Here is a 21,939-nt window from a genome sequence, read left to right as displayed (position 1 = left end):
TCACGCACCGTGTGCCGGGAACCCGCGATGCGCGTCCGGCATGCGAGGACGAACCGGCGTGGGCCGGGCGGTCCCGCGTGTGCCGAGCAACCTGCGATAGTCAGCGCGAATCAGGTCGTAGCATTCACATGCGTGATGTTCGAGGCCGTCGCGGTCGATCACCGTGATTCGGCCGCGGCGCTGCCGGATCAGCCCGGCTTCCTGCAGGTTGCCTGCCGCTTCCGTCACGCCTTCGCGCCGCACGCCGAGCATGTTCGCGATCGTCTGCTGCGTCACGGCCAGTTCGTCACCGTCGATGCGGTCGTGCGCAAGCAGCAGCCAGCGGCTGAGCTGCTCGCTGACCGAGTGATGCCGGTTGCACAGCGCGCTGCGCGAGATCTGCGCCATCGTCGCCTGGCAGTAGTTGAGCAGCAGCCGGTAAGTCGCCGGCGATCGCTCGAATTCGGCGCGCATCACGCAGCTCGGCACGCGATAGGCCATCCCGCCGATGCGGACCTCGACCCGGTGCGACGCCGCGGCGCCACCGACCATCGTCGCCAGTCCGACCACCCCCTCGCGGCCAACCTGCGCCACCTCGACCATCGCACCGTCCTCCATCAGGTGCTGCACCGACATCATCGACGTCGTCGGGAAATGCACGTGACGCATCGGCTCGCCGACCCGGTCGAGCATCCCGGCCTTGATCCTGACCAGTTCGAGATGCGGTGCGATGGTGCGGATGCTGTCCTCGGGGAGGGCATCGAGGATGGCATTCGCCGAGTAGCTCGAGTGAAGATGAAGCATGTCTGTATCCCTTTTATCGTCCGCGCCGCCTGCAGCCGCGTGCACGGAACTCGTTATCGCGATGCGCGCCTGGACGTTGACAGGGGTTGCGGCCACAACCCTGATTCCGACCGACCGTCGGCTTGTCGCCGCCGGATCGCGTCGGCCGTCCCGTTTCGACACGCCAGCCCGAATAAGCGATTTACGTGCCAATACATGCCCATCCTTAATATATGAATCACGCCGGATTTAGATCGACCGAATAACCGGCCAAAAAACAAAAAAAACGTCTCATTTCCGGACACCCTTCCCTGCGATGGACACTGCATGCGATTTGACTGATCATTTCACCCGCATCGCGCCGAAGCAGTCGCGCCGAGGCCGCGAGGCTTGTCGTTCAAATACTTACAGGCGATTTTCAATTGTTTCCATGATGGTCCGCGCAGCACTTCGCTGCGGCTTTACGCCTCACACGGTTGTTTGAAACTGTCTCAAACTTGAATCGACACACTAATTTCCGGCTTTGTCACCTACCGCACACTTCCCCGGCAAGGCGTTGATTTGCATGACAAATCTTGCGCGCACCATTAATTTGTCAAAGAATGTTCAATGCCTGCCAGCCACTTTCGTTACACGACGCACATTGCCGCCGGATTGATTCCCGGTTGACATCGAATGAATGCGGGGCACCGTATTCAGTTTACGGATGATTAATTCCACGGATATGAATCATTAAATCCGGATAACGTTTGCACCCGACGAAAATCGTCAAACTTTGTGAAATGACACAATATGCAATTGATCGAATTCAATGGCGTGCTAGCCTTTTTGCCAGTATCGTCACTCCATTTTTGACGAACACTAGTCCGCACGATCGTGCGAATTCCCCACTTCCGGGGTATCGCAACGACGACGCGCGACCGCCACCCTACGAGGATGTGCCGTGACTCACCAGGCCCCTGACGCCGTCGCGTACGCGAACGGCATGATCGAGCTTTCCCACAGCTTCGATGCGAACCGGTTTCTCGCGGCCATCGACCGCGACGAACTCGCGACGCTGGTCCCCCACCTTCAACTCGTCCACCTGAAATCGGGGCAAGTGCTCTGCGAGCCCGGTGAAATGCTCACCGCGGTCTACCTGCCCGTCACAACCGCGATTTCGCTGCAATACGTGTCGTCCGGCGGCATGACGCTGGAGGTCGCGGAGATCGGCAGCGAGAGCGTGGTGTGCGACGACGTGATCGGCGGCAGCGGCCGGATGCCCTGCCGGGCCGTCGCCTGCCGCGACGGTTTCGTCTACCGGCTCGACCGGCGCGTGTTCGCCGCCGCGTTCGACGCGTCGCCGGTGATCCGGCATCTCGTGTTCGTCTGCGTGCGGCTGCTGATGGCGCAGGTCTCGCAGATCACGTTCTGCAGCCGTCATCACGTGCTCAAACATCAGTTATGCAGATGGTTCCTGCTCGCGTACGACCGGACGCGCAGCATCGAGATCCAGGTGACGCACAGCATGCTCGCGCAGATGCTCGGCGTGCGACGCGAAACGGTCACCGATGCCGCGGGAGAAATCCAGAAACTCGGCCTGATCCGGCAATACCGGAGCTCGATCGAGCTCGCCGACCTCGGCGGCCTCGAAAAAATGTCGTGCGGCTGCCGCGCGATCGTGCGCGACGAGATGAAGCGCATCCTGTCGGCCGATTCGGGCGTGCCGGCCGCGTCGCGCGCCTGATCGGCCTGCCCGCCCCGTGTGACACTTCGATACGCGGGGTCAGCTGTTTGTAGGGTGGCGAACAGAACGCCGTGCCTGCCGATGGTCTACTGATGCCGGACTGCCGGGGGGACGTCAGCGCGTTTCGCGCGTCTGCCCGAGCGGACGACACCACGCACGCCGGAGCAGCACGTGAAAAACGAAATCAGAACCATCCTGAAGCATGTCGCCCATCTCGAAGCCGCGATCGACTCGATCGGCGACGGGGACGACCTCTACGACGCGGGCCTCTCCTCGCTCGACACGATCCAGCTGATGCTCGCGATCGAGAAACAATTCAACATCGAGATTCCCGACGAGATGCTGAACCGCAACCTGTTCCGCAGCATCGACGCGCTCGCGGACACGATCACCACGCTGCAACGCACCGAGCATTCCGCATGAGCGCGCTGCTTCCGGAACTCGCGGCCGACAGCGATACGCGTCGGCTCGACGAGGCCGCGCATGCCGTCGCCCAGATCGCCGCGCAGCATGCGGATGCGGTCGATCGCGACGCGCGCTGCCCCGTCGAGGCGATCGAGGCGATGCGTGCGCGCCGGCTGCTCGGCGCAATGGTGCCGACGCACCTCGGCGGCGCGGGCGCGTCGCTGGAGGAGATCGCGTCGGCCTGCTCGATCCTCGGCAAGGCGTGCGCATCGTCCGCCATGGTGTTCGCGATGCACCAGATCCAGGTCGCCTGCATCGTCAATCACGCCGCCGACCAGGGCTGGCACCGACTGTTCCTGCAGCAGCTCGCGCGCCACCAGTGGCTTCTGGCGTCGGCCACGTCGGAAAACGGCGTCGGCGGCAACCTGCGCGCGAGCCAGTGCGCGCTCGAAACCGACGGCGGCGAGTTCCGGCTGCGCAAATCCGCGCCGACGATCTCGTACGGCGACTATGCGGACGGCATCCTCGCGACCGCACGACGCGATGCGGACGCACCCGCTTCCGAGCAGGTGCTCGTGACGCTGCTGCGCGACGGCTACACGCTCACGCGCCACGGCGAATGGGACACGCTCGGGATGCGCGGCACCTGCAGCAACGGTTTCGAGCTCGACGCGCAAGGCGCCGCCGTCCAGTGCCTGCCGGTGCCGTTCGCGACGATCGCCGAGGAAACGATGGTGCCGGTGTCGCACATCCTGTGGGCCGCGGTATGGATCGGCGTGGCCGGCGACGCGTTCCATCGCGCGCACCAGTTCTTCCGTGCGCAGGCACGCCAGACCGACGGCGCGCCATCGCCCGCGTCGCGGCGCATCGCCGAATCGCTCGCGCTGATGCAGGCGATGCAGGCCCGCGTCGACAGCGTGCTGCGCCTTCAGGCGAACGGGACGGCGCGCTCGTGGTCGGCAGGCATGGCCTGGGCCGCCGAGATCAACACGCTGAAGACCTACGTGTCGACGACCGCACTGGAAGTCGCGCACCAGGCCATGATGATCTGCGGGATGGCCGGCTACAAGCAAGGCACGCCGTTCAGCATCGGCCGCCACATTCGCGACCTGCACGCGGCGCCGCTGATGATCAGCAACGACCGCATTGCCGCCAACACTGCGAGCCTGCTGCTCGCGCTGCGTCCTGCGACGCTGGAGAAACATACGTGAACGATCGCCTCGCCGTGCCCTCCGCCGCCTCCGCTCCCGCCGATGCACCGCTCGACCGCGCGGGCGTCAACCCGTTGCGCGACGAACTGATCGACGCGGGCCTGCTGGTCTCGACCGGCATTCAGGGCCTGTTCGGCCGCAGCGAACGGTTCGAGCGCGTCGTCGAAGCGCTCGACGCGTTCGTCACGCGTCTCGGTGCCGACCAGCAGGCGGAAGTGCTGCGCTTCCCGCCGGCGATGAGCCGCACCGAGTTCGAGCGCAGCGAATACATGAAGAGCTTCCCGCAGCTCGCAGGCAGCGTGCATGCGTTCTGCGGCGACGAACACCAGCACCAGCGCGTACTGCAGTGCCTGGATCGCGGCGACGACTGGACGGAAAGCCAGAAACCAACCTACGTCGTGATGACGCCGGCCGCGTGCTACCCCGTCTACCCTGTCGTGGCACGCGCGGGCGCGCTGCCGGCCGACGGCCGGATCGTCGACGTCTTCTCGTACTGCTTCCGCCACGAGCCGTCGCTCGATCCGACCCGCATGCAGCTGTTCCGGATGCGCGAGTACGTGCGGATCGGCACGCCCGAGCAGATCGTGTCGTTCCGCGAAACCTGGATCGAACGCGGCACGCGGATGATCGAGGCGCTGCGCCTGCCCAATGCGATCGATCTCGCGAACGATCCGTTCTTCGGGCGCGGCGGCAAGATCGTCGCGAACAGCCAGCGCGAGCAGAACCTGAAGTTCGAGCTGCTGATCCCGATCGAGCACGACAATCGACAGACCGCGTGCCTGAGCTTCAACTACCACATGGACCATTTCGGGCTGCTGTGGGACATCCGCACCGCGACGGGCGACGTCGCGCACACGGGCTGCGTCGGCTTCGGCCTCGAACGGCTCACGCTCGCGCTGTTCCGCCATCACGGCTTCGACATCGACGCATGGCCGCGCGACGTCCGCGACGTGCTGTGGGGCACGCCATGAGATTCGTGTCCCGCGGCGGCGAAGAAGCGTCGTTCGAGGATGTGCGCCACCGCGCGCGCCACTACCGGCCGCACCCGCTGCACAGCCAGGAGATGGTCTGGAAGCAGACCAACTGCTACGTCGACATGTGGCTCGAGGTGCTCCGGTGGTGGGGCTTCAATCCGTACGCGGCGCTGCCGTTCACGATCGCGCTCGATTTCGAGGGTGACCAGTTCACGTTCTTCAAGTTTCCGCACGACGAACTGGAGCGGCTGTACGGCATCGTCGTGCAGGAGCATTCGATCTACGAGCCGCTCGACCAGCACATCGAGACGCAGGTCGCGCGCGGCCACCTGATGATCGTCGAGGTCGACGCGTGGTTCCTGCCCGATACGCGCGGCAGCAGCTACCGCACGCAGCACACGAAGACGACGATCGGCATCGACGCGATCGACCGCGCGAAACGCCAGATCGGCTACTTCCACAACAGCGGCTATTACGTGGCCGAGGATTTCGACTACAACGGGCTCGTCGGCGGCAGCTCGCCGATGACGCTGCCGCCGTACGTCGAATGCGCGAAGCGGCGCTTTGCGCCGCTCGACGAGCGCGCACTGTGCGAAACGTCGCTCGCCGCGCTGCAGCGCCACCTCCGGCGCCTGCCGGTCGTCAACCCGATCGCCGCGTTCCGGCGGCAGTTGCAGACCGACGCGCGGACGCTCGCCGATTCGCCGCTCGAGCATTTCCATGCTTATTCGTTCAATTCGGTGCGGCAGCTCGGCGCGAATTTCGAGCTGTTCGGCCATTACGCGCGCTGGCTGCAGGCCAGCGGCTGCGTCGGGCCGTTCGCCGAGATCCGCGCCGCCTGCGATCGCATCGCATCCGAAGCGATGGTGCTGGAATTCCGGCTCGCGCGCGCCTGCGCACGCGGCAAGGAGGAGCGCGGCGACTCGACGCTCGAAGCCATCGAGGCCGCGTACGCGGATGTGGTCGCCTGCGCGCGGCAGATCGGCTCGCCGCTGCGGCACGTGACGCCCGTGCGCAGCGACATCGCGGCACCCGTGCCGGTCATGCGGTGACGCGCACGCGTGCCCTGCCCGCGTGGTCGATGCGGGCGACGGCCGCGGGTGCCGTACAGGAGCCGCGCGAGCTCCCGGCCGGCAGCGACGGCTGGATTCCGGCCATCGTGCCCGGCACGGTCGCGCAGTCGCTCGCGCGCGCCGGCCGCCTCGACGAAGCCGAATCGCTCGACGAGCGCGACCACTGGTACCGGATCGAGCTGCGCGGACACGGGCCGCGTGTATTGCGCTTTCACGGCCTCGCGACGCTCGCGCAAGCGTGGCTCGACGACACGCCGATCCTTCGCTCCGACAGCATGTTCGTCACGCACGACCTATCCGTGTCGCTCGACGGCACGCACCGGCTGACCCTCTGTTTCCGCGCACTCGCCCCGCACCTGCGCGACACGCGCGCACCGCGCCGGGCGCGCTGGCGCACGCGGCTGGCCGAGCCGGCGGCACTGCGCACGATCCGCACGTCGCTGTTCGGGCACATGCCGGGCTGGTTTCCGCCCTACGTGCCAACCGGCCCATGGCGGCCCGTGGTCGTGCTCGATCCGGCCGACGGGCCCGTTCTCGTCGATTGCGACCTGCGCGCACGCATCGAAGGCGACACGGGCTGGCTCGACGCGGCGCTGACGTTCGCCGCCCCGCTGCCCGACACGCTCGCGGCGCGGCTGTCGTGCGGCAAGCACCACGCCACGCTCGAACGTGCCGGTGCCGACCGTCTGCGCGCGAGCGTCGCGGTGCCCAACGTGTGCCGCTGGTGGCCGCATACACACGGCGAGCCGGTGCTGTACGACGTTGCGCTGCATCTCGGCGACGAGCAGCGACCGCTCGGCGCAACGGGCTTCCGCACGATCGAGGTCGACGCCGGCGCCGACGGCAAGGGCTTCGGCCTGCGCATCAACGGCGTGCCCGTATTCGCGCGCGGCGCGTGCTGGAGCAGCGCAGCGCCGCTTTCATTGCACGCGGACGACGCCACCTACGCCCGCCTGCTCGGGCTCGCGCGCGACGCCGGTTTCAACATGATCCGCGTCGGCGGCACGATGACCTACGAGGCCGATGCGTTTCACGCGTGGTGCGACCGGCTCGGGCTGCTGGTCTGGCAGGATTTCATGTTCGCGAACTTCGACTATGCGCTCGACGATCCCGCGTTCGCGGACAACGTCGATCGCGAAGCCCGGCAATTCCTGTCGCGTCACAGCGCCTCGCCGTCGCTCGCCGTACTGTGCGGCGGCAGCGAGATCGCGCAACAGGCCGCGATGTCCGGGCTCGGGCCGAAGCAGCGCTTCCTCGAGCTGACCGCCGACCGGCTGGCCGGCCATGCGGCCGCGTGCCGGCCCGACGTCCCGTATGTGCCCGATTCGCCCGACGGCGGCGTGCTGCCGTTCGCGCCACGCGAACGCGTGTCGCACTACTACGGTGTCGGTGCGTACCTGCGCCCGCTCGACGACGCGCGCCGCGCGGACGTCCGCTTCGCGAGCGAGTGCCTCGCGTTCTCGAACGTACCGTGCGACGCGACGCTCGCCGAACTCGGCTGGCCCGGCGTGCACGAGCCGCGCTGGAAGGCCGCCGTGCCGCGCGACCCCGGCACGTCCTGGGATTTCGAGGACATTCGCGACCACTATCTGCAGGCGCTCTACGACGTCGTACCCGACCGGTTGCGGCGCGAGGATCCGGCGCGCTACTTCGAGCTGTCGCGCGCGGTGATCGCGGACCTGATGCGCGAAACGTTTTCGGAATGGCGGCGCACCGGCTCGCGCTGCGCCGGCGCGCTCGTCTGGCAGTTCCTGGACGTGATGCCGGGCGCCGGCTGGGGGGTGATCGACGCCGCGCACCGGCCGAAATCGGCGTGGCATGCGCTGCGCCAGATCCTGCAGCCCGTGCAGGTGCTGCTCGTCGACGAAGGCTTGAACGGGCTCGACGTGCACGTCGTCAACGAACGCCCCGCGCCGCTGGCGGCGGCGCTCGAACTGGTCGCGCTGCGCGACGGCCGCACGCCTGTCGCGCGTGCCGGCTGCCCGGTGCGGATCGCGGCGCACGATACGGTGCGGATCGGCTCGGCCGAGCTGCTCGGCCGGTTCTTCGACTGGACCTACGCGTACCGCTTCGGCCCCTGCGAGCACGACACCGTTGTCGCGACATTGCGCGCCGACGACGGCACGTTGCTGTCGCAGGCGTTCCATTTCCCGTCGCGCACGCATCCGGCCGTGCTGGCACGTCGTGAACTCGGGCTGGAGGCGTGCGTGTCGCGCACCGGCGACACGTGGCACGTCGACATCGACACGCGGCACGTCGCGCGCCATGTGCAGATCGATGCGCCGGGCTATATGCCGCGCGACGACTGGTTCCATCTTGCGCCCGGCACGCCGGCGCGTGTCGCGCTCGTTCCGCTTGAAATGACCGGGAAGAACGGGGCCGCGACCGACGAGCCGCCGGCCGTGGAAATCCGGGCAGTGAACGCCGCGCGCACGGTGCGCGCCACGCAGGCCGGTTGACGCGACGCTCGCGGCTGAAAGCCGCGAGCGCCGCTTGTCGAATCTCAGTCGGACGAGCCCGTCCCGCGTGGCCGCTCGATCCCGTATGCCTCCATCCAGCGATACAGCGTCGCGCGCGACACGCCGAGTTCGCGTGCCGACGCCGCGACGCGCCCGCGCGTGCGCAGCAGCGCGGTTTCGATCGCCTCGCGCTCGATCGACTTGCGGATGTCGGCCACCGACGGTGACGCGGCATCGAGACAGTATTCGAGTTCGAGATCCTGCGCGGTAATCAGGCGCCCTTCCGTCATCACGACCGCGCGGCGCACGCGGTTGATCAGCTCGCGGACATTACCGGGCCAGTCGTGCTTGTAGAGTGCCGTGATCGCATCCGTCGAGAAGCCGCGCACGCGATGGCGCGCGTCGCCGCGGAAGCGTTCGAGCATGTGATGCGCGAGCAGTTCGATGTCCTTGCCGCGCGCGCGCAGCGGCGGCTGGTCGATGCGCATCACGCACAGACGGTGGAACAGGTCTGCCCGGAAGCGCCCTTCCGCCATCGCGTCGCGCAGGTCGACGTGCGTCGCCGATACGATCCGGACATCGACCGGCACCGGATCGCTGCCGCCCAGGCGATGAATGGCGCGCTCCTGCAGAAAACGCAGCAGGCTCGCCTGGCTCTCGTGCGGCAGATCGCCGATCTCGTCGAGCAGCAGCGTGCCGCCGTTTGCCGCTTCGACATAGCCGATCTTGCGCGCGTTCGCGCCGGTAAACGCGCCGCGCTCATAGCCGAACAGTTCGGATTGCAGCAGATGCGGCGGAATGGCACCGCAGTTGACCGCGACGAACGGGCCGTTGCGGCGCTCCGAATGGCGATGGATCGCGACAGCCGTCAATTCCTTGCCGGTTCCCGTTTCGCCGAACACGAACACCGGTGCATCCGTGCGCGCGAAGCGCCGCACCGTATCGAACAGCCGCAGCATCGCGCTGCAGGTGCCGACGATGCCTTTCTCCTCCGATTCGAGCCGCTCGCGGTCGCGCGCGAACAGGCATTCCATGCCGTACGCGTGGCCGACCGTATCGGCAATCCGCTGGTGCGATGCGGGCAACGTGACGTAATCGAAGCAATAGTCGCGCAACAGCGCGCGCACGTTCGGCGAAGCGGTCTGGCCGACGTCGACGAGTGCGACCCAGACGACGTCGCGCATCGACGCGCAGGTCGACGCGATGCTGCCGATCGCATCGGCATGGCCGCCGCTCAGGTCGAGGATGCCGCAGGTGATTTCGCCGGACGTGTCGCGCAGCTCGCTTGCCTGCGCAACGATCGACACTTTCCAGTCGCGTCGCGCCAGTTCCTTTCGCAGCATGACGGACGGCGACTGCGTCCAGTAAATCAGCGGACGCTGCCCGTTCCCGCTCCCCGCGCCGGCGCTCTTATCGCGCGTTATTGGCATATTCATAACGAACCATCACTTTCTCCACTCCGCGAACCGTTCGCGTGCGCTGCGGCCGGCGGCGCATGGCCGCCTTTCCGCGCTGCGTTTCCGCAGCCTTGGCGAAGATCGAAACTGCACACGGCGAGAGCCCCCGGAGGTCGAGCCGGATGTCATCCGGCCTCGTTGTCATCGAACTCGAAGGGAACGCGCGGCTGCGGGAGCCACGACGTTCCCGCTTTGACGCGATCCGCCGTCAAGGCGGAGCGCGTCGGCAGACGGGAATGCCGTCGGCATGTGCGTCACGTCGTACACGACCGTTGCGCCCGATGCTGAACCGGATGGCCGCCAACCCGCTCCCGGAATGACAGCCGCATTTCATCCGTTCCTGAATTTACACCTCGTTTCGAGATGGTCTTGTTACCAAAAGATAAACCTGAATCAACCGGTTACGCGACCCGTCGCCCCGCACCACGAACGTTTGACTACTGAGATTTGATTATCTATGAGCATTGCAGTCAATCGGTGGCAAATACTACTTTTCCGCAAAATAGCGGCGGTCGATTGCCTGTGAATTCCTCCGAAATGCCCGGGAAAGGCCGGCACCGCATTCCACTCGCCGCATAATCGGGCGTACCGCCGGGCGGCCGCATGGAATCGACACCGTGCACGGGTCGCTCGGCCGTTACACGCCGTAATCAACCGGCGCGATCGCCGCTCAGGTTCGCAGCGCCGTCTCGCCATCCCGGACCGGCCGATCGTGCATGCCGTCCTCGGTCGCGGCATCGCCGTCCGCCATGAAACCGGCGGGACAGGCCATCTCCTCCTGCAACGCAGCATAGCCCTCCATCACGAAGCGCATGAACTCGTCCCGAAAGCGCGCCGCGCTGAAGAACTCCGCATTCGCGCGACACGCGTGCGGATCGATCGTCCCGCGCGGCAGCGCTTCGAATCTGGCGAGCGCATCGACCAGTGCGTCGACGGTCTGTGCGCGGTAGAACAGGCCCGTTGCACGGGCGCACGGCCACGCACGCACCGACTCGCGCACGCCGCCCTTCCCGTATGCGATCACGGGCGTGCCGCACGCCTGCGCCTCGACCGGAGAAATGCCGAAGTCCTCTTCCGCAGCGAACACGAATGCGCGCGCACGCTGCAGGTGGTCGTGCAGCACGTCGAACGGCTGGTAGCCGAGCAGCGTGACGTTCGGACCGGCCAGCGCGCGGATCTTCGCCATCTCCGGCCCGTCGCCGATCACGACGAGGCGGCGTTCCGGCGTACGCGAGAACGCGTCGACGATCAGGTCGATCCGCTTGTACGGCACGAGCCGCGACGCGGTCAGGTAGAACGCCTCCTTGTCCGGGCGTAGCGACAGGTGGTCGACGTCGACCGGCGGATAGATCACGGTCGCATCGCGCCGGTAGGTCTTGCGGATGCGGCGTGCGATGAAGTGCGAATTGGCGGCCACGCGATCGACGCCGTTCGCCGAACGCGCATCCCAGTTGCGGATGTAATGCAGCAGCGCGCGCGCGATGGCCGATTTCGGCCCGCGTGCGAGCCCGGCCTCGTTCAGGTACTGGTGTTGCAGGTCCCACGCGTAGCGCACCGGCGAATGCACGTAGCTGGCGTGGAACTGGTCCGGGCCGCTGAGCACGCCCTTCGCAACCGCATACGAGCTCGACAGCACGACGTCGTATGCCGACAGGTCGAACTGTTCGATGGCCAGCGGAAACAACGGCAGGTAGCTGCGGTAGCGCGTGCGCGCGAACGGCAGCTTCTGGATGAAGGACGTGCGCACCGCGCGGCCGCGCAGGCAGTCCCGATCCTCGAGGAAATCGACGAGGCTGTAGACATCGGCCTGCGGAAAGCAGTCGATCATGTGCGCCAGCACGCGTTCGGCGCCGCCAGGCACGACCAGCCAGTCGTGAACGATTGCAATCTTCAAGTACCGCTCCCGATTCTCCATTGATGTTCGATAGGGCTGAGCCGCGCAACGCGGCCGCCATGCCGTGGCAATTATCGGAAAGCACCGGCCCTGCCGATGTGTGCTAGCGGACACTACGGCGCTGTTGGCACACGACGCCTCGCTCGTGCGAACCCCGAGCGTGGGTAAGCTTTCGAACAGACCGGCGCGCGCAGCATCCGCATCATGATCATCGCCGCTTCGCACCGGACGAACGTGTTCGTGCGGCACGGCGTGCTGAAGGTTTCACGCGAGGACCGCATCATGGAATGGCATTGTTGTGAATTCGAACATCTGAGCGCCGTCGATCTCTATGCAATCCTGCGCGCGCGCAACGCCGTGCTGGTCGTCGAGGATGCGCATACCCATCTCGACATCGACGGCAAGGACGCGGGCGCATTGCACGTCTATGCAACCGTGCGCAACGGCGACGCGGCGGAAGTCGCGGCTTACGCACGGCTCCTGCCCGGCGACGACATCGATCCGGACGTCGTGATCGACAAGGTACTGACGAGCGAAGCGTGCCGCGACGGCGATACGCTCGAACACCTGCTCCAACGTGCACTGACCGCCGCGCTGGCCGCATGGCCGGACGCCGCGCTGCGCATGCACGTTCCCGCGCCGCGCCAGGCGTTCTACAAACGTTTCGGATTCCGCAAGGCATACGGACCGTATCTCGAACAGGGTGCGCCTTTCGTCGGCATGATCCGGCCCGCAGACCGCACCGCCGGCGCGCTGCGCCAGCTGCTGTCCCGGACCGTTTCGACGACCCGGCCCCGCAACGAAGACGCGCGTGCCGACGGACGCGTACACAACCGGCTGCCCGCCGATACCGGAGCCAACCGATGACACGCACCCTACGCCCGGTTCCCGCACCCGACCTTCCACGCATCCTGCCGGTCATCCTCGCCGGTGGTTCCGGTACGCGTCTCTGGCCGCTGTCGCGCGAACAGTTTCCGAAGCAGCTGATCGAGCTGACCTCGAACGAATCCCCGTTGTCCGCGACGGCGCGCCGCCTGAACGGCATCGCGAACGCGGTGCTGGGCGACAAGCTGTTGCTGGTGTGCGGCGAACAGCATCGCATCATGAGCGCCGCGCAAGTGATCGACCGTGCCGCGCCCGCCCGCATCCTGCTCGAACCCGCTGCGCGCAACACGGCTCCGGCGCTCACGCTTGCTGCGCTCGACGCCGGCGTGTTCGACGACGACCCCGTGCTCGCAGTGATGCCGGCCGATCACGTGATCGCCGATGTCGGCGCGTTCCAGGACGCGATTGCGCGCGCGGCACGCTATGCTCAGGAAGGCGCGATCGTGACGCTCGGTGTGCTGCCGCGCCGTGCGGAAACGGGCTACGGCTATATCCGGGTCGGCGAGCCGCGTACGAGCCGCCACGGCGGGCAAGGCGGCTATTCGATCGGACGCTTCGTCGAGAAACCCGACGCGGCGCTCGCCGAGCGCTACCTGCAGTCGGGCGACTACTGGTGGAACAGCGGCATTTTCGTCACGCGCGCCTCGGTCTGGCTCAAGGCAATTCGCGCACTGGCGCCCGAGATCCATGAAGCCTGCGAGTCGGCGTGGCGCGCGGGCGTCGCCGACGAGCCGTTCTTCCGGATCGACGCCGCGGCCTTCGACGCCTGCCCGTCCGACTCGATCGACTATGCGGTCATGGAGCGCCTTGCCGACAGCAGCGAACTCGGCATCGAAGGCATCGTGGTGCCGCTCTCGGCCGGCTGGTCGGACGTCGGCACGTGGGATGCGATCTGGGAAATCATGCCGAAGGACGACCACGGCAACGTGGCCCGCGGCCCGATCGTGCTCGAGGATACGCAGGACAGCCTCGTGCGTTCGGAAGGCCGTCTCGTCGCGTGCGTCGGCATGAAGGATGTCGTCGTGATCGAAACGCCCGACGCGGTACTCGTCGCGAACAAGCACGACGTGCAGCGCGTGAAGAACATCGTCACGCGCCTGAAGAGCGACCAGCGCCCCCAGGCGAGCGAACACCGCAAGGTGCAGCGTCCGTGGGGGCATTACGACTCGATCGATCTCGGCGAGCGGTTTCAGGTGAAGCGGATCGTCGTTGAACCGGGCAAGCGGCTGTCGCTGCAGATGCACTATCACCGCGCCGAGCACTGGATCGTCGTGAGCGGCACCGCGAAGGTGACGCGCGGCAACGAGATCTTCCTGCTCAGCGAGAACGAGTCGACCTATATCGCCGTCGGCGAAGTCCATCGCCTCGAGAATCCCGGCCGCATTCCGCTCGAAATCATCGAAGTGCAATCGGGCAACTATCTCGGCGAAGACGATATCGTGCGCTTCGACGACCAGTACGGGCGCCCGGTCGTCGACACGCTGCCGGAACAGCACGCAGTGCCGCTCGGTGCACGGGAACCGCACGCGCAGGTCGTAGAGGGAAACGTCGCGCGGTAATCGCGTGCTGCGCACGCCGGCGCGTACATCGATTCGTCAATCGATGCCGCGCTGCGGCGGGCGCGCCTGCCTGAGCGCTTCGCGCACATGCGGCAACGCCGACGTGTCGGCCCCGACCGCGTCGATCGACGCGGGCTGCGCGACCGGCGCCCCGGACTGCGCGGCCTTCGCGCCGCCCGCGGTACAGCACCCGCCCCCACCCACCTGCACCGGCATCCCGCCGATCGCGGACAACCGGTTATCCGCGATCCGGTACTGCGACACGTTTCCCCACACGCGAATGCCGGCAAACCGCGCGCGCGACACGCGGTTGCCGATCACGACCACGCGCGTCACCGAGCCCGACCACGTACTGACGTCGATCGCGGCCTGCTGTGTCAGCGGGCGCGGATCGGTCCGGCCGGCCGCGTTCTGGATATCGGAAATCTCGTTGTTCTCGACCAGCACGCCGGACGCGCCGTAGGTCCGTGAACTGTCCTCCTGCGCGACGAGAATGCCCGCACTCACCTGCACGTTGCGCACGACATTGTTCGCGATCGTCACGTCTGCCCCACCGACCACCGTGATGCCACGCCCCCACGCGTTGCCCTCGAGCGAGTTGTCGGCGATCAGCACGTTGCGGCTGAGCACGCCGTCGCCCTGATAGCTCACCACGGCAATCATGTCGTCGCCGGTGCCGCGCACGACGTTGCCCCGCACGAGCACATTGCGCGCACCGTGCGTGATGTGGATGCCGTCCGCCAGCGTCGCCTGCACCTCGTTGCCGACGATCGCGACATCCGTTCCGCCGAACACGAAAATGCCGCCGCCACCGCCGACGATCGCGTTGTCGAGCACCTGCACGTCGCGCCCCGTCACTTCGATCTTGGTCGACCTGGGTGTGCCCATCCGCGTCGAGCCCGTTCCCGCCAGCCGGAATCCGGCGATCGTCGTGCCCGTGCCGCGCATTTCGATCGTCTGGTCGTCCGGCACTGTCGCACTCAGCGTCGCGCCATAGCCCGACAGCACGACCTGCGCTTGCCGGACGACGAGCGAACGGCCGACGAGGTAGCGCCCCGGCGCGAACACAAGTCGCTGGCCCGGCTGCAGCGCGTCCAGCGCGCGTTGCAGTGCGTCTGCCTGATCGGCGCCGTCGGAGGTCGGGGCGACATGGGCATCCGGCGCGCTCGCGTGGATCGTCGCCTGCGCCGCCTGAGGCGCGTGGGCCACCTTCTCGGCGGGTGTCGCGACGGCGGGACCGGCGCTCATCCACATGCCGAGCATCGCGCAGCAAAGACGGGAAAGGCATCGGCGTCCAGTCATGCGGGCTACGTCCACGCGTGTCATGCCGGTTGCGGCCGCACGGCCGCTCGGCGCCCCGGCCATGCCGGGAATCCGGCGACGCGCGCGGTGCCCGTGCGCAGCGCAATCCGGTAAGCCGCCATCGGCACCGCCACGCCGGCAAGCGTGCCGATCGCGAGGTGCGTCGCGAGACTGCCGACGCCGACGCGCATCAACACGATGCGCACGCCGGCCATCACCAGGATGTGCATCAGGTAGATCGGCATCGACGCGTACCCGATCGCCGCGAGCCAGCCGGCACGCGCGGGCGACGATGCATGGCGATAGGCCAGCTGCAGCATCAGCGCGATGCCGGCGAACGCAGCGGGAACGGCCCAGACGCTCGTTGCGCTCCCGACGCCGTGCGCGAAGGCCACCGCCACGACGAAGCCCGTCGCCGTCAGCGCGCACGCCGCACGATGACTGTGGCGCTCGAGCCAGCCCGGCAACGCACGCGACGCAACGACGCCGGCCACGAAGAACGGCCAGTTCATCAGCGTGGTCGACACGATGCCCCACTGCGTCGCCGCGCCGATCGCGAGTCCGAGCATCGCGCTTGCCACGAGCGCGCCGCGGACGCGCGGCGGTATCGGCGTCTGCAGGAAGGCAGGCACGCATCGCGCAAGCAGCCATGCACCGATCATGCAAAGCATCAGCGCGTACAGGAACCAGAACTGCGCGAACGGCCGCCAGCCAATCGCCAGCAGGTCGCCGACCGTGAACGGATGATTGGTACCGTGCGATGCCATCGCAATCTGCACGCCGCCTTGCAGGATCGACCACAGCAGGTACGGATAGACGATCGTGCGTACTTTCGCCCCCATGAACCGCTGCGGCGCGCCGCGCAACGAGCTGCACACGTGCAGCCCGGACAGGAAGAAGAACAGCGGCATGTGAAACGTGTAGATCACGTAGTCGACCCAGGCCAACACGGTCTCGGGTACGCCGGCCGGCACGAGGCCCGACGACACGGCGCCGCGCAATACGTGCCCGTAGACGACGAGAATGATCCCCGCGCCGCGGGCGACGTCGAGGCTGGTTTCGCGTGCAGTCGTAGTCATGTGGAGGTCGATGCGGCTGCCCCGTCAGGGCCCGCGTGCATGGCAAGTGGTCGTGAGAGGCTCCACTTTATGCATCCCGGCCACGGAAGACTGTGGGCTGGGCGACAGTTAGCCGATGTCGGGCGTATGCCGGATCGCGACGCCGCTCGCGGCGGCGGTCGACGCCCGTTCCGGCCGCTTCACGAACCCTCTGAACACGACGATCAGCAGCACGACCGGCACGAAGTCCCGGCCGCTGAACAGGTTCGGAATTCGCAGGATTTCCATCAGCGACACATAAAGCACCGCGTGCGCACAGCACCAGAAGCCGCTTCCTCTGCGCCACCCCGCATAGCCGCGCCCGAACACCCAGCCGGCAAACGCCGCGTTCAGCAGACCGAACCAGCCCCATTCGTAGAAATGGACGAAGATGCCCGACGGGTTGTTGAACTCGGGATCGGCATAGCTTTTCAGGAACAGGTCGACACTGTCGCCCGAGTCGAGCCACGGCTGGAGCGTCGAGCCGATCACCGGGAAGTGCAGCAGCCAGTCGAACGTGAACATCGGATGCCCGTTGCCCCAGCCGAGCACGTTGAGGATCCCGGCGCCATTGTTCAGCGATGTCGAGTAGTACAGGCCCAGGCGTTCGAGCGCGAAATCGAAGATGTTGTCGTAGATGTTGATGTAGTAGGTTTCCCACGACCGGTTGTATTCGTTCACGATGAACAGGCCGAGCAGCAGCGGGATCGCCGCATACGGCCCGAGCGCCAGCAGCCGCAGCCGCTTGCGGCCGAGCCGGAACCGCACGACCATCAATGCGAACGGCAATGCGATCTCGATGACCGCGAGCCGCTCCGCGAAGATGAAGCTGCGCAACAACGTCAGCACGACCAGTACGGCCAGGTATGCCTTGTAGCGATTGAAGCCCTTGACCGGCGTCCTGAACACGTAGAAATACAGTGCGACGAACGGCGCCGTCGCCTGCGTGAACGAACTCAGGCCCGTGACGCGTCCTTTCAGTTCGATCAGCTCGAACGTGTTCGCCGTGCCGGTCAGGAACTGCAGCAGGACGGCCGGATGCGCGAGCACGCCGCTCATCATCACGAGATAGCCGAACAGCGCGAGCGCGAACACGAAATCGAGCACGCGCGGCGACAGCTCGGCCGGCCCGTCGTCCGCCACCCGCCGGACCTGCGCGTCGGTCGTCGCGAACCACGCGGCGGCCGTCAGCACCAGCAGGAACAGGCCGCCCGCGAACGCCGAATATCCGTCGAAATAGAGGCGCGCAATCGACTTCTGGTCGCCGAGCAGGCTCATGGACAGCAGCCCGTACAACGGCAGGATGAAGAGCAGCACGAGCCGTGCCGGATCTTCCCACCAGTAACCCGCGTAACCGTCCGCGCGGCCCGCGCGAACCGCCCGGCGGCGCATCGCCGGCTGCCGCAGCCGCATGCGCGAGCGGGCCGCCACTCGATTGTTCATGATGTCCGTTCCATTGCTTCGCCTGTGCGTACCTTGTCGCGTGGCGCCACGCGCTCGCCGCTCAGCCGGCCGGGCCGCGCGCACCCATCACGCCTGCGTAGCCGGATGCCGCCTGATGGGTGTTCGCCTCCGTGTAACCGTAGTCGTAGCGCCCCGGCGCGCCCTTGAAGTCGTTCAGGATCACGCCGCGTACGTCGATGTGCGCGTGCTCGAGCCGCCGCGCGCTTTCGTCGAGTTCCGTCAGCGTCGTCACGCCGCTGCGCGCGACGAGGAACACGGTTCCGGCCAGGCGCCCGAGCACCAGCGCGTCGGCCACCGGCAGCAGCGGCGGACTGTCGATCACGACCATGTCGTAGCGCGCCGCGACGCGCTCGATCAGTTCGGCGAACGCGGGCTGCAGCAGCAATTCGCCCGGATCTGGCACGACGTTGCCCATCGGCATGAAATCGAGGCCGGGCATCACATCGCGCTTGATCGCCTGGTCGAACCCGTGCGAGCCGCCCACGACGTCCGACAGGCCCGGCGCGCGGGTGAAGCGAAACCGCTCGTGCAGCGAGCCCTTGCGCAGGTCCGCGTCGATCAGCAGCACGCGGCGCTTCGCTGCGCCCACCAGCGACGCGAGATTCGCCGCGACGAACGACTTGCCGACGCCCGTCGTCGGCCCCGAGATCAGCACGACGCGGTTCGGCGCGTCGGGCATCGCCAGTTGCAGCGCCGTGCGGAAATTGCGCAGGCTTTCGAGCGCCGCGCCCTCCGGTGCCACCGGCAGCGCCGGCTTGCGTCCGGCACGGCGCCGCGCGGCCTCCGACGGCGACACGCTCTGTTCAGACGGCGGGCTGTGCGGCACCGCCGCGAACACCGGCAATCCCGTCGACCATTCGATTTCCTCGGCGTCGCCGACCGTGCCGGCAAGCCGCTGTCGCACGATCACGACCGCGACGCCAGCCAGCAGGCCGAGGAGCAGCGACGCGATCACCGCCATCCCGCGATGCGGCCCGGTGGGCGTCTCCGCGATCTTCGCCGCGTCGACGATCCGCACGGTACCGGTCTTGCTGGCCCGCGCGAGGATCATCTGCTGACGTGTGTTGAGCAGGTTCGTGTAGAGCGCGGTATCGACGGCCACGTCGCGCTGCAGTTGCAGCACGCCCTGCTCGACGGTCGGCAGCTGCTGGATCTGCTTGCGCACGGTGTCGAGCGAATGCTGCGCATCGGCGAGCTGCGCGTCGACCGCCACGACGGCCGGATGCTTGGGCATGAACCGCGTCAGCAGTTCCTCGCGGCGCTGCTGCAGCGTCTGCACGCGCGTCTCGATGTCGACCGACTGCTGACGCAGCGCGAGCCCTTCGTCGCTCGTATTGACCGTGCCGTGCGATGCACGGAACGCATTGAAGCGGCTTTCGGCCTTTTCGAGCTGCGCCTTCAGTTGCGGCAGCTGCGCATCCATGAAGCGGATCAGCTTGTCGGCCGCTTCGGACTTGCGCTGCGTGTTCTGCGCCAGATATGCGTCGCCAACCGCGTTCAGCACGCGGCTGTCGTGCACGGGATCGGGGCCGTCGAGCGTCACGCCGATCATGTTCGACTGCTTGCCGCGTTCCGAGATCAGCGCGTTCTTCTGCAGCCACGCGGTCGCCTCTTCGTCGCCGTAGCGCGTCAGGTCGAAGCGTGCGCCGGGCTCGCCAGCCACGTCGCGCACGAATACGTCGAGCGGCCCCTGCGGCGTCTCGACGTGCAGCGGCTGGCCGATCCTGCCTTGCCAGACGGGCCCGGTCCTGCCGAGCAACCCCGTGCGTTGCAGCGTATAGGTGCCGCCGTTGCCCACGACGAGCGCGAAATGCTTGCCGACGAAACGCTTCGGCACGTCGAAGGTCGGGACGTCGATGCGCTCCGTGCCGTACACGTAACCGCCCGGCAGCGGCGACGACAACCCGTCGGCCGCGTTCACGAACCGCCAGCCGATGACCGGCAGGTAATGCGGCCGTGCATCGATGGCCAGGTTGGTATCGTCGACCGCGCGCGCCATCACCGCGCGCGATTTCAGCACCTCGATCTCGGTCGACGCATCCGTCTTCAGGTCGAATACCGACGACGGATCGCCCGGCGGCGAGTTCGTTTTCGACTCGGTCGGGCTCTGCTCGACCTGGAACAGGATATCGGTCCGGTAGACCGGGCGCGCGCAGAGCGCGTAGAGCGTCCCGGCCAGCGCGCCGGCGAGCGCCGCGCACAGGATCAGCCGCCGGCCGCCATGGAGCATGGCCCAGTAGCGGCGGTATGGATAGGACGGCCGCAGCGCGGGCCCGTCGTGCGGGTCAGGGAGAGTCTGGGCGTTCATACAGGTCGGTCCCGTAGACGCGACGCATCGCAATTGCGCGATCCGTCACGAGGTTCACGGCGAAATGGCCTTGGCCGTCAGCGCACCCTGCGCGGACGACGGAATCAGCAGGTTGACGACGCGGCTCCAGCGCACCAGCGACGACGCATCGACGAACACCACGTCGCGACGCTCGAGCGGAAACCGGTCGGCGAGCGCGAACGAAGCCGGCGAACGCCCGTCGAGGTGATAGACCTGCGGCCGGTTACCTGGCCCGCGCCGCACCACGAACACCTGACGCGCATCGGCCGTGTACTGGCTGACGCCGCCCGTATCGCCGAGGGCTTCGCCAAGGCTCATGCGGCCGTCGGTCAGCGTCAGCGTCGCCGGACGCGACACCTCGCCGAGCACGAACACCTTGCTGTCGCTCGCCGCGCGCACACGCACCAGATCGCCGTCGCGCAGCAGGATGCTCGTCGGGTTGATGCCCGCCCGCAGCATTGCCGGCAGGCTTACCATCACGGTCTTGTTGCCGCGCGTCACCGACACCTGCGAGCGGTCGGCCGTCGCGGTGAAACCACCTGCGCGGTCGATCGCCTCGGGCAGCGTCATCGGCAGGTCGTTGACGATCTGCAGCCCCGGGGTGCGCACTTCGCCGTCGAGATAGACGCGCTTGCTGCGGTATGCCTGGACGCGCACCGCGATCTGCGGCTTGCGCACGTATTCGCCGAGCCGCTTCGTCAGCACCGCGCGCGCCTGCGCCTCGGTCAGTCCCGCCACGTGCACGAGGCCCGCATACGCGAACTGCACGCTGCCGCTCGCGTCCACCGTGTAGCCGGTCGCGACCGAACTGGCACCCACACCATCGCCGCCGCCCGTCGTCTGGGTCGTCGGCAGGTTCAGCTCGGGGTGATCCCACACGACGATGTTCAGCACGTCGCCGGGACCGATCACGTAGGGCTTCGGCGTGCCGAACAACTGGCGGATCTCGGCGTCGACGTTCGCATGCTGTGCCGCATCATGCTGCTCGACGAACGCCGGCGTGATCTCGATCAGGTCTTCGCTCGACACGTTCTGCACGCCGTCGAGGCCGCCCGCGCCCGAAGCGTCGGCGCTCACGCGCGCATTCGCGTCGCGCTCGGCCGGCGGGTGATACGTCATGCCCGGTGAGAACGCACACGCGCTCAGCGTGCACACGGTCGCCGCCAGCGCCACGCGCGACAGCCAGCGCGTGCATGGCTGCCGCATCGCGCGTGTCGATTCCTTTTGCGTCGTCGTTGACATGATGTCCTTCCGATACTGTGCGGTAACCCGCCGAACGCGGCGGGCTCCGGCATTACGCTTGCCTGCGCGGCTCGCATTGCGGCGCCGCGCTTCCCTCGTC

At 67.2% G+C, this 21,939-nt stretch carries 16 protein-coding genes; 8 read left to right on the top strand and 8 right to left on the bottom strand.

Annotation, left to right across the window (positions count from 1 at the left end; translation table 11 throughout):
• Positions 1 to 783 carry a Crp/Fnr family transcriptional regulator gene (locus tag BDI24065_RS04990; protein WP_175030271.1) on the bottom strand — a complete coding sequence of 261 codons (783 nt, stop codon included), beginning with the start codon at positions 781 to 783 and terminating at the stop codon, positions 1 to 3.
• Positions 784 to 1,705: 922 nt separating this feature from the next.
• On the opposite strand from BDI24065_RS04990, the gene BDI24065_RS04985 reads away from it, so the two are divergent.
• From BDI24065_RS04985 to BDI24065_RS04960, 6 genes are all read left to right on the top strand, one after another.
• The gene (locus tag BDI24065_RS04985; RefSeq protein ID WP_175030270.1) at positions 1,706 to 2,488 is read left to right on the top strand and encodes a Crp/Fnr family transcriptional regulator; all 783 of its coding nucleotides are present in this window, start codon (positions 1,706 to 1,708) and stop codon (positions 2,486 to 2,488) included.
• Positions 2,489 to 2,659: 171 nt separating this feature from the next.
• Positions 2,660 to 2,911, top strand: a complete 252-nt coding sequence (locus BDI24065_RS04980) for an acyl carrier protein (protein ID WP_089427658.1) — start codon at positions 2,660 to 2,662, stop codon at positions 2,909 to 2,911.
• Positions 2,908 to 4,104 (top strand): acyl-CoA dehydrogenase family protein, encoded by a 1,197-nt coding sequence (locus BDI24065_RS04975; protein WP_175030269.1) that lies wholly within the window; start codon positions 2,908 to 2,910, stop codon positions 4,102 to 4,104. The genes BDI24065_RS04980 and BDI24065_RS04975 overlap by 4 nt, the downstream gene beginning before the upstream one ends.
• Positions 4,101 to 5,075 (top strand): amino acid--[acyl-carrier-protein] ligase, encoded by a 975-nt coding sequence (locus tag BDI24065_RS04970; RefSeq protein ID WP_175030268.1) that lies wholly within the window; start codon positions 4,101 to 4,103, stop codon positions 5,073 to 5,075. The genes BDI24065_RS04975 and BDI24065_RS04970 overlap by 4 nt, the downstream gene beginning before the upstream one ends.
• The gene (locus tag BDI24065_RS04965) at positions 5,072 to 6,130 is read left to right on the top strand and encodes a DUF1839 family protein (RefSeq protein ID WP_175030267.1); all 1,059 of its coding nucleotides are present in this window, start codon (positions 5,072 to 5,074) and stop codon (positions 6,128 to 6,130) included. Before BDI24065_RS04970 ends, BDI24065_RS04965 begins: the two co-directional genes overlap by 4 nt.
• Positions 6,127 to 8,610: a glycoside hydrolase family 2 protein gene (locus tag BDI24065_RS04960; RefSeq protein WP_175030266.1), complete on the top strand. Its 2,484-nt coding sequence runs from the start codon at positions 6,127 to 6,129 to the stop codon at positions 8,608 to 8,610. Before BDI24065_RS04965 ends, BDI24065_RS04960 begins: the two co-directional genes overlap by 4 nt.
• 44 nt (positions 8,611 to 8,654) lie before the next feature.
• On the opposite strand, the gene BDI24065_RS04955 is transcribed toward BDI24065_RS04960, so the two are convergent.
• Positions 8,655 to 10,046: a sigma-54 dependent transcriptional regulator gene (locus BDI24065_RS04955; RefSeq protein ID WP_175030265.1), complete on the bottom strand. Its 1,392-nt coding sequence runs from the start codon at positions 10,044 to 10,046 to the stop codon at positions 8,655 to 8,657.
• A gap of 691 nt (positions 10,047 to 10,737) precedes the next feature.
• Positions 10,738 to 11,961 (bottom strand): glycosyltransferase family 4 protein, encoded by a 1,224-nt coding sequence (locus tag BDI24065_RS04950; RefSeq protein WP_254609682.1) that lies wholly within the window; start codon positions 11,959 to 11,961, stop codon positions 10,738 to 10,740.
• A 204-nt stretch (positions 11,962 to 12,165) separates the two neighbouring features.
• Between BDI24065_RS04950 and BDI24065_RS04945 the strand changes: the two genes are divergently transcribed.
• Together BDI24065_RS04945 and BDI24065_RS04940 are read left to right on the top strand one after the other, a co-directional pair.
• The gene (locus tag BDI24065_RS04945) at positions 12,166 to 12,828 is read left to right on the top strand and encodes a GNAT family N-acetyltransferase (RefSeq protein WP_175030263.1); all 663 of its coding nucleotides are present in this window, start codon (positions 12,166 to 12,168) and stop codon (positions 12,826 to 12,828) included.
• On the top strand, positions 12,825 to 14,405 hold the full coding sequence (locus BDI24065_RS04940) for a mannose-1-phosphate guanylyltransferase/mannose-6-phosphate isomerase (RefSeq protein WP_175030262.1): 1,581 nt from the start codon (positions 12,825 to 12,827) through the stop codon (positions 14,403 to 14,405). Before BDI24065_RS04945 ends, BDI24065_RS04940 begins: the two co-directional genes overlap by 4 nt.
• A gap of 36 nt (positions 14,406 to 14,441) precedes the next feature.
• Here the strand turns inward: BDI24065_RS04940 and BDI24065_RS04935 are convergent, their stop codons facing one another.
• From BDI24065_RS04935 to BDI24065_RS04915, 5 genes are all read right to left on the bottom strand, one after another.
• On the bottom strand, positions 14,442 to 15,707 hold the full coding sequence (locus tag BDI24065_RS04935) for a right-handed parallel beta-helix repeat-containing protein (protein ID WP_175030261.1): 1,266 nt from the start codon (positions 15,705 to 15,707) through the stop codon (positions 14,442 to 14,444).
• Between the two features lie 20 nt (positions 15,708 to 15,727).
• Positions 15,728 to 16,786 (bottom strand): acyltransferase family protein, encoded by a 1,059-nt coding sequence (locus BDI24065_RS04930; RefSeq protein ID WP_175030260.1) that lies wholly within the window; start codon positions 16,784 to 16,786, stop codon positions 15,728 to 15,730.
• 108 nt (positions 16,787 to 16,894) lie between these two features.
• Positions 16,895 to 18,247 (bottom strand): oligosaccharide repeat unit polymerase, encoded by a 1,353-nt coding sequence (locus BDI24065_RS04925; protein ID WP_175030259.1) that lies wholly within the window; start codon positions 18,245 to 18,247, stop codon positions 16,895 to 16,897.
• Positions 18,248 to 18,308: 61 nt separating this feature from the next.
• Positions 18,309 to 20,576: a polysaccharide biosynthesis tyrosine autokinase gene (locus BDI24065_RS04920; RefSeq protein ID WP_175030258.1), complete on the bottom strand. Its 2,268-nt coding sequence runs from the start codon at positions 20,574 to 20,576 to the stop codon at positions 18,309 to 18,311.
• A 54-nt stretch (positions 20,577 to 20,630) separates the two neighbouring features.
• On the bottom strand, positions 20,631 to 21,839 hold the full coding sequence (locus tag BDI24065_RS04915; RefSeq protein WP_175030257.1) for a polysaccharide biosynthesis/export family protein: 1,209 nt from the start codon (positions 21,837 to 21,839) through the stop codon (positions 20,631 to 20,633).
• Positions 21,840 to 21,939 lie beyond the last annotated feature (100 nt).

It is taken from the genome of Burkholderia lata, from assembly GCF_902499025.1.
Classification (GTDB): Bacteria; Pseudomonadota; Gammaproteobacteria; order Burkholderiales; family Burkholderiaceae; genus Burkholderia; species Burkholderia lata_C.
Note: the sequence above shows the minus strand (reverse complement) of the source record. Positions and strands in the feature narration are given on the sequence as shown.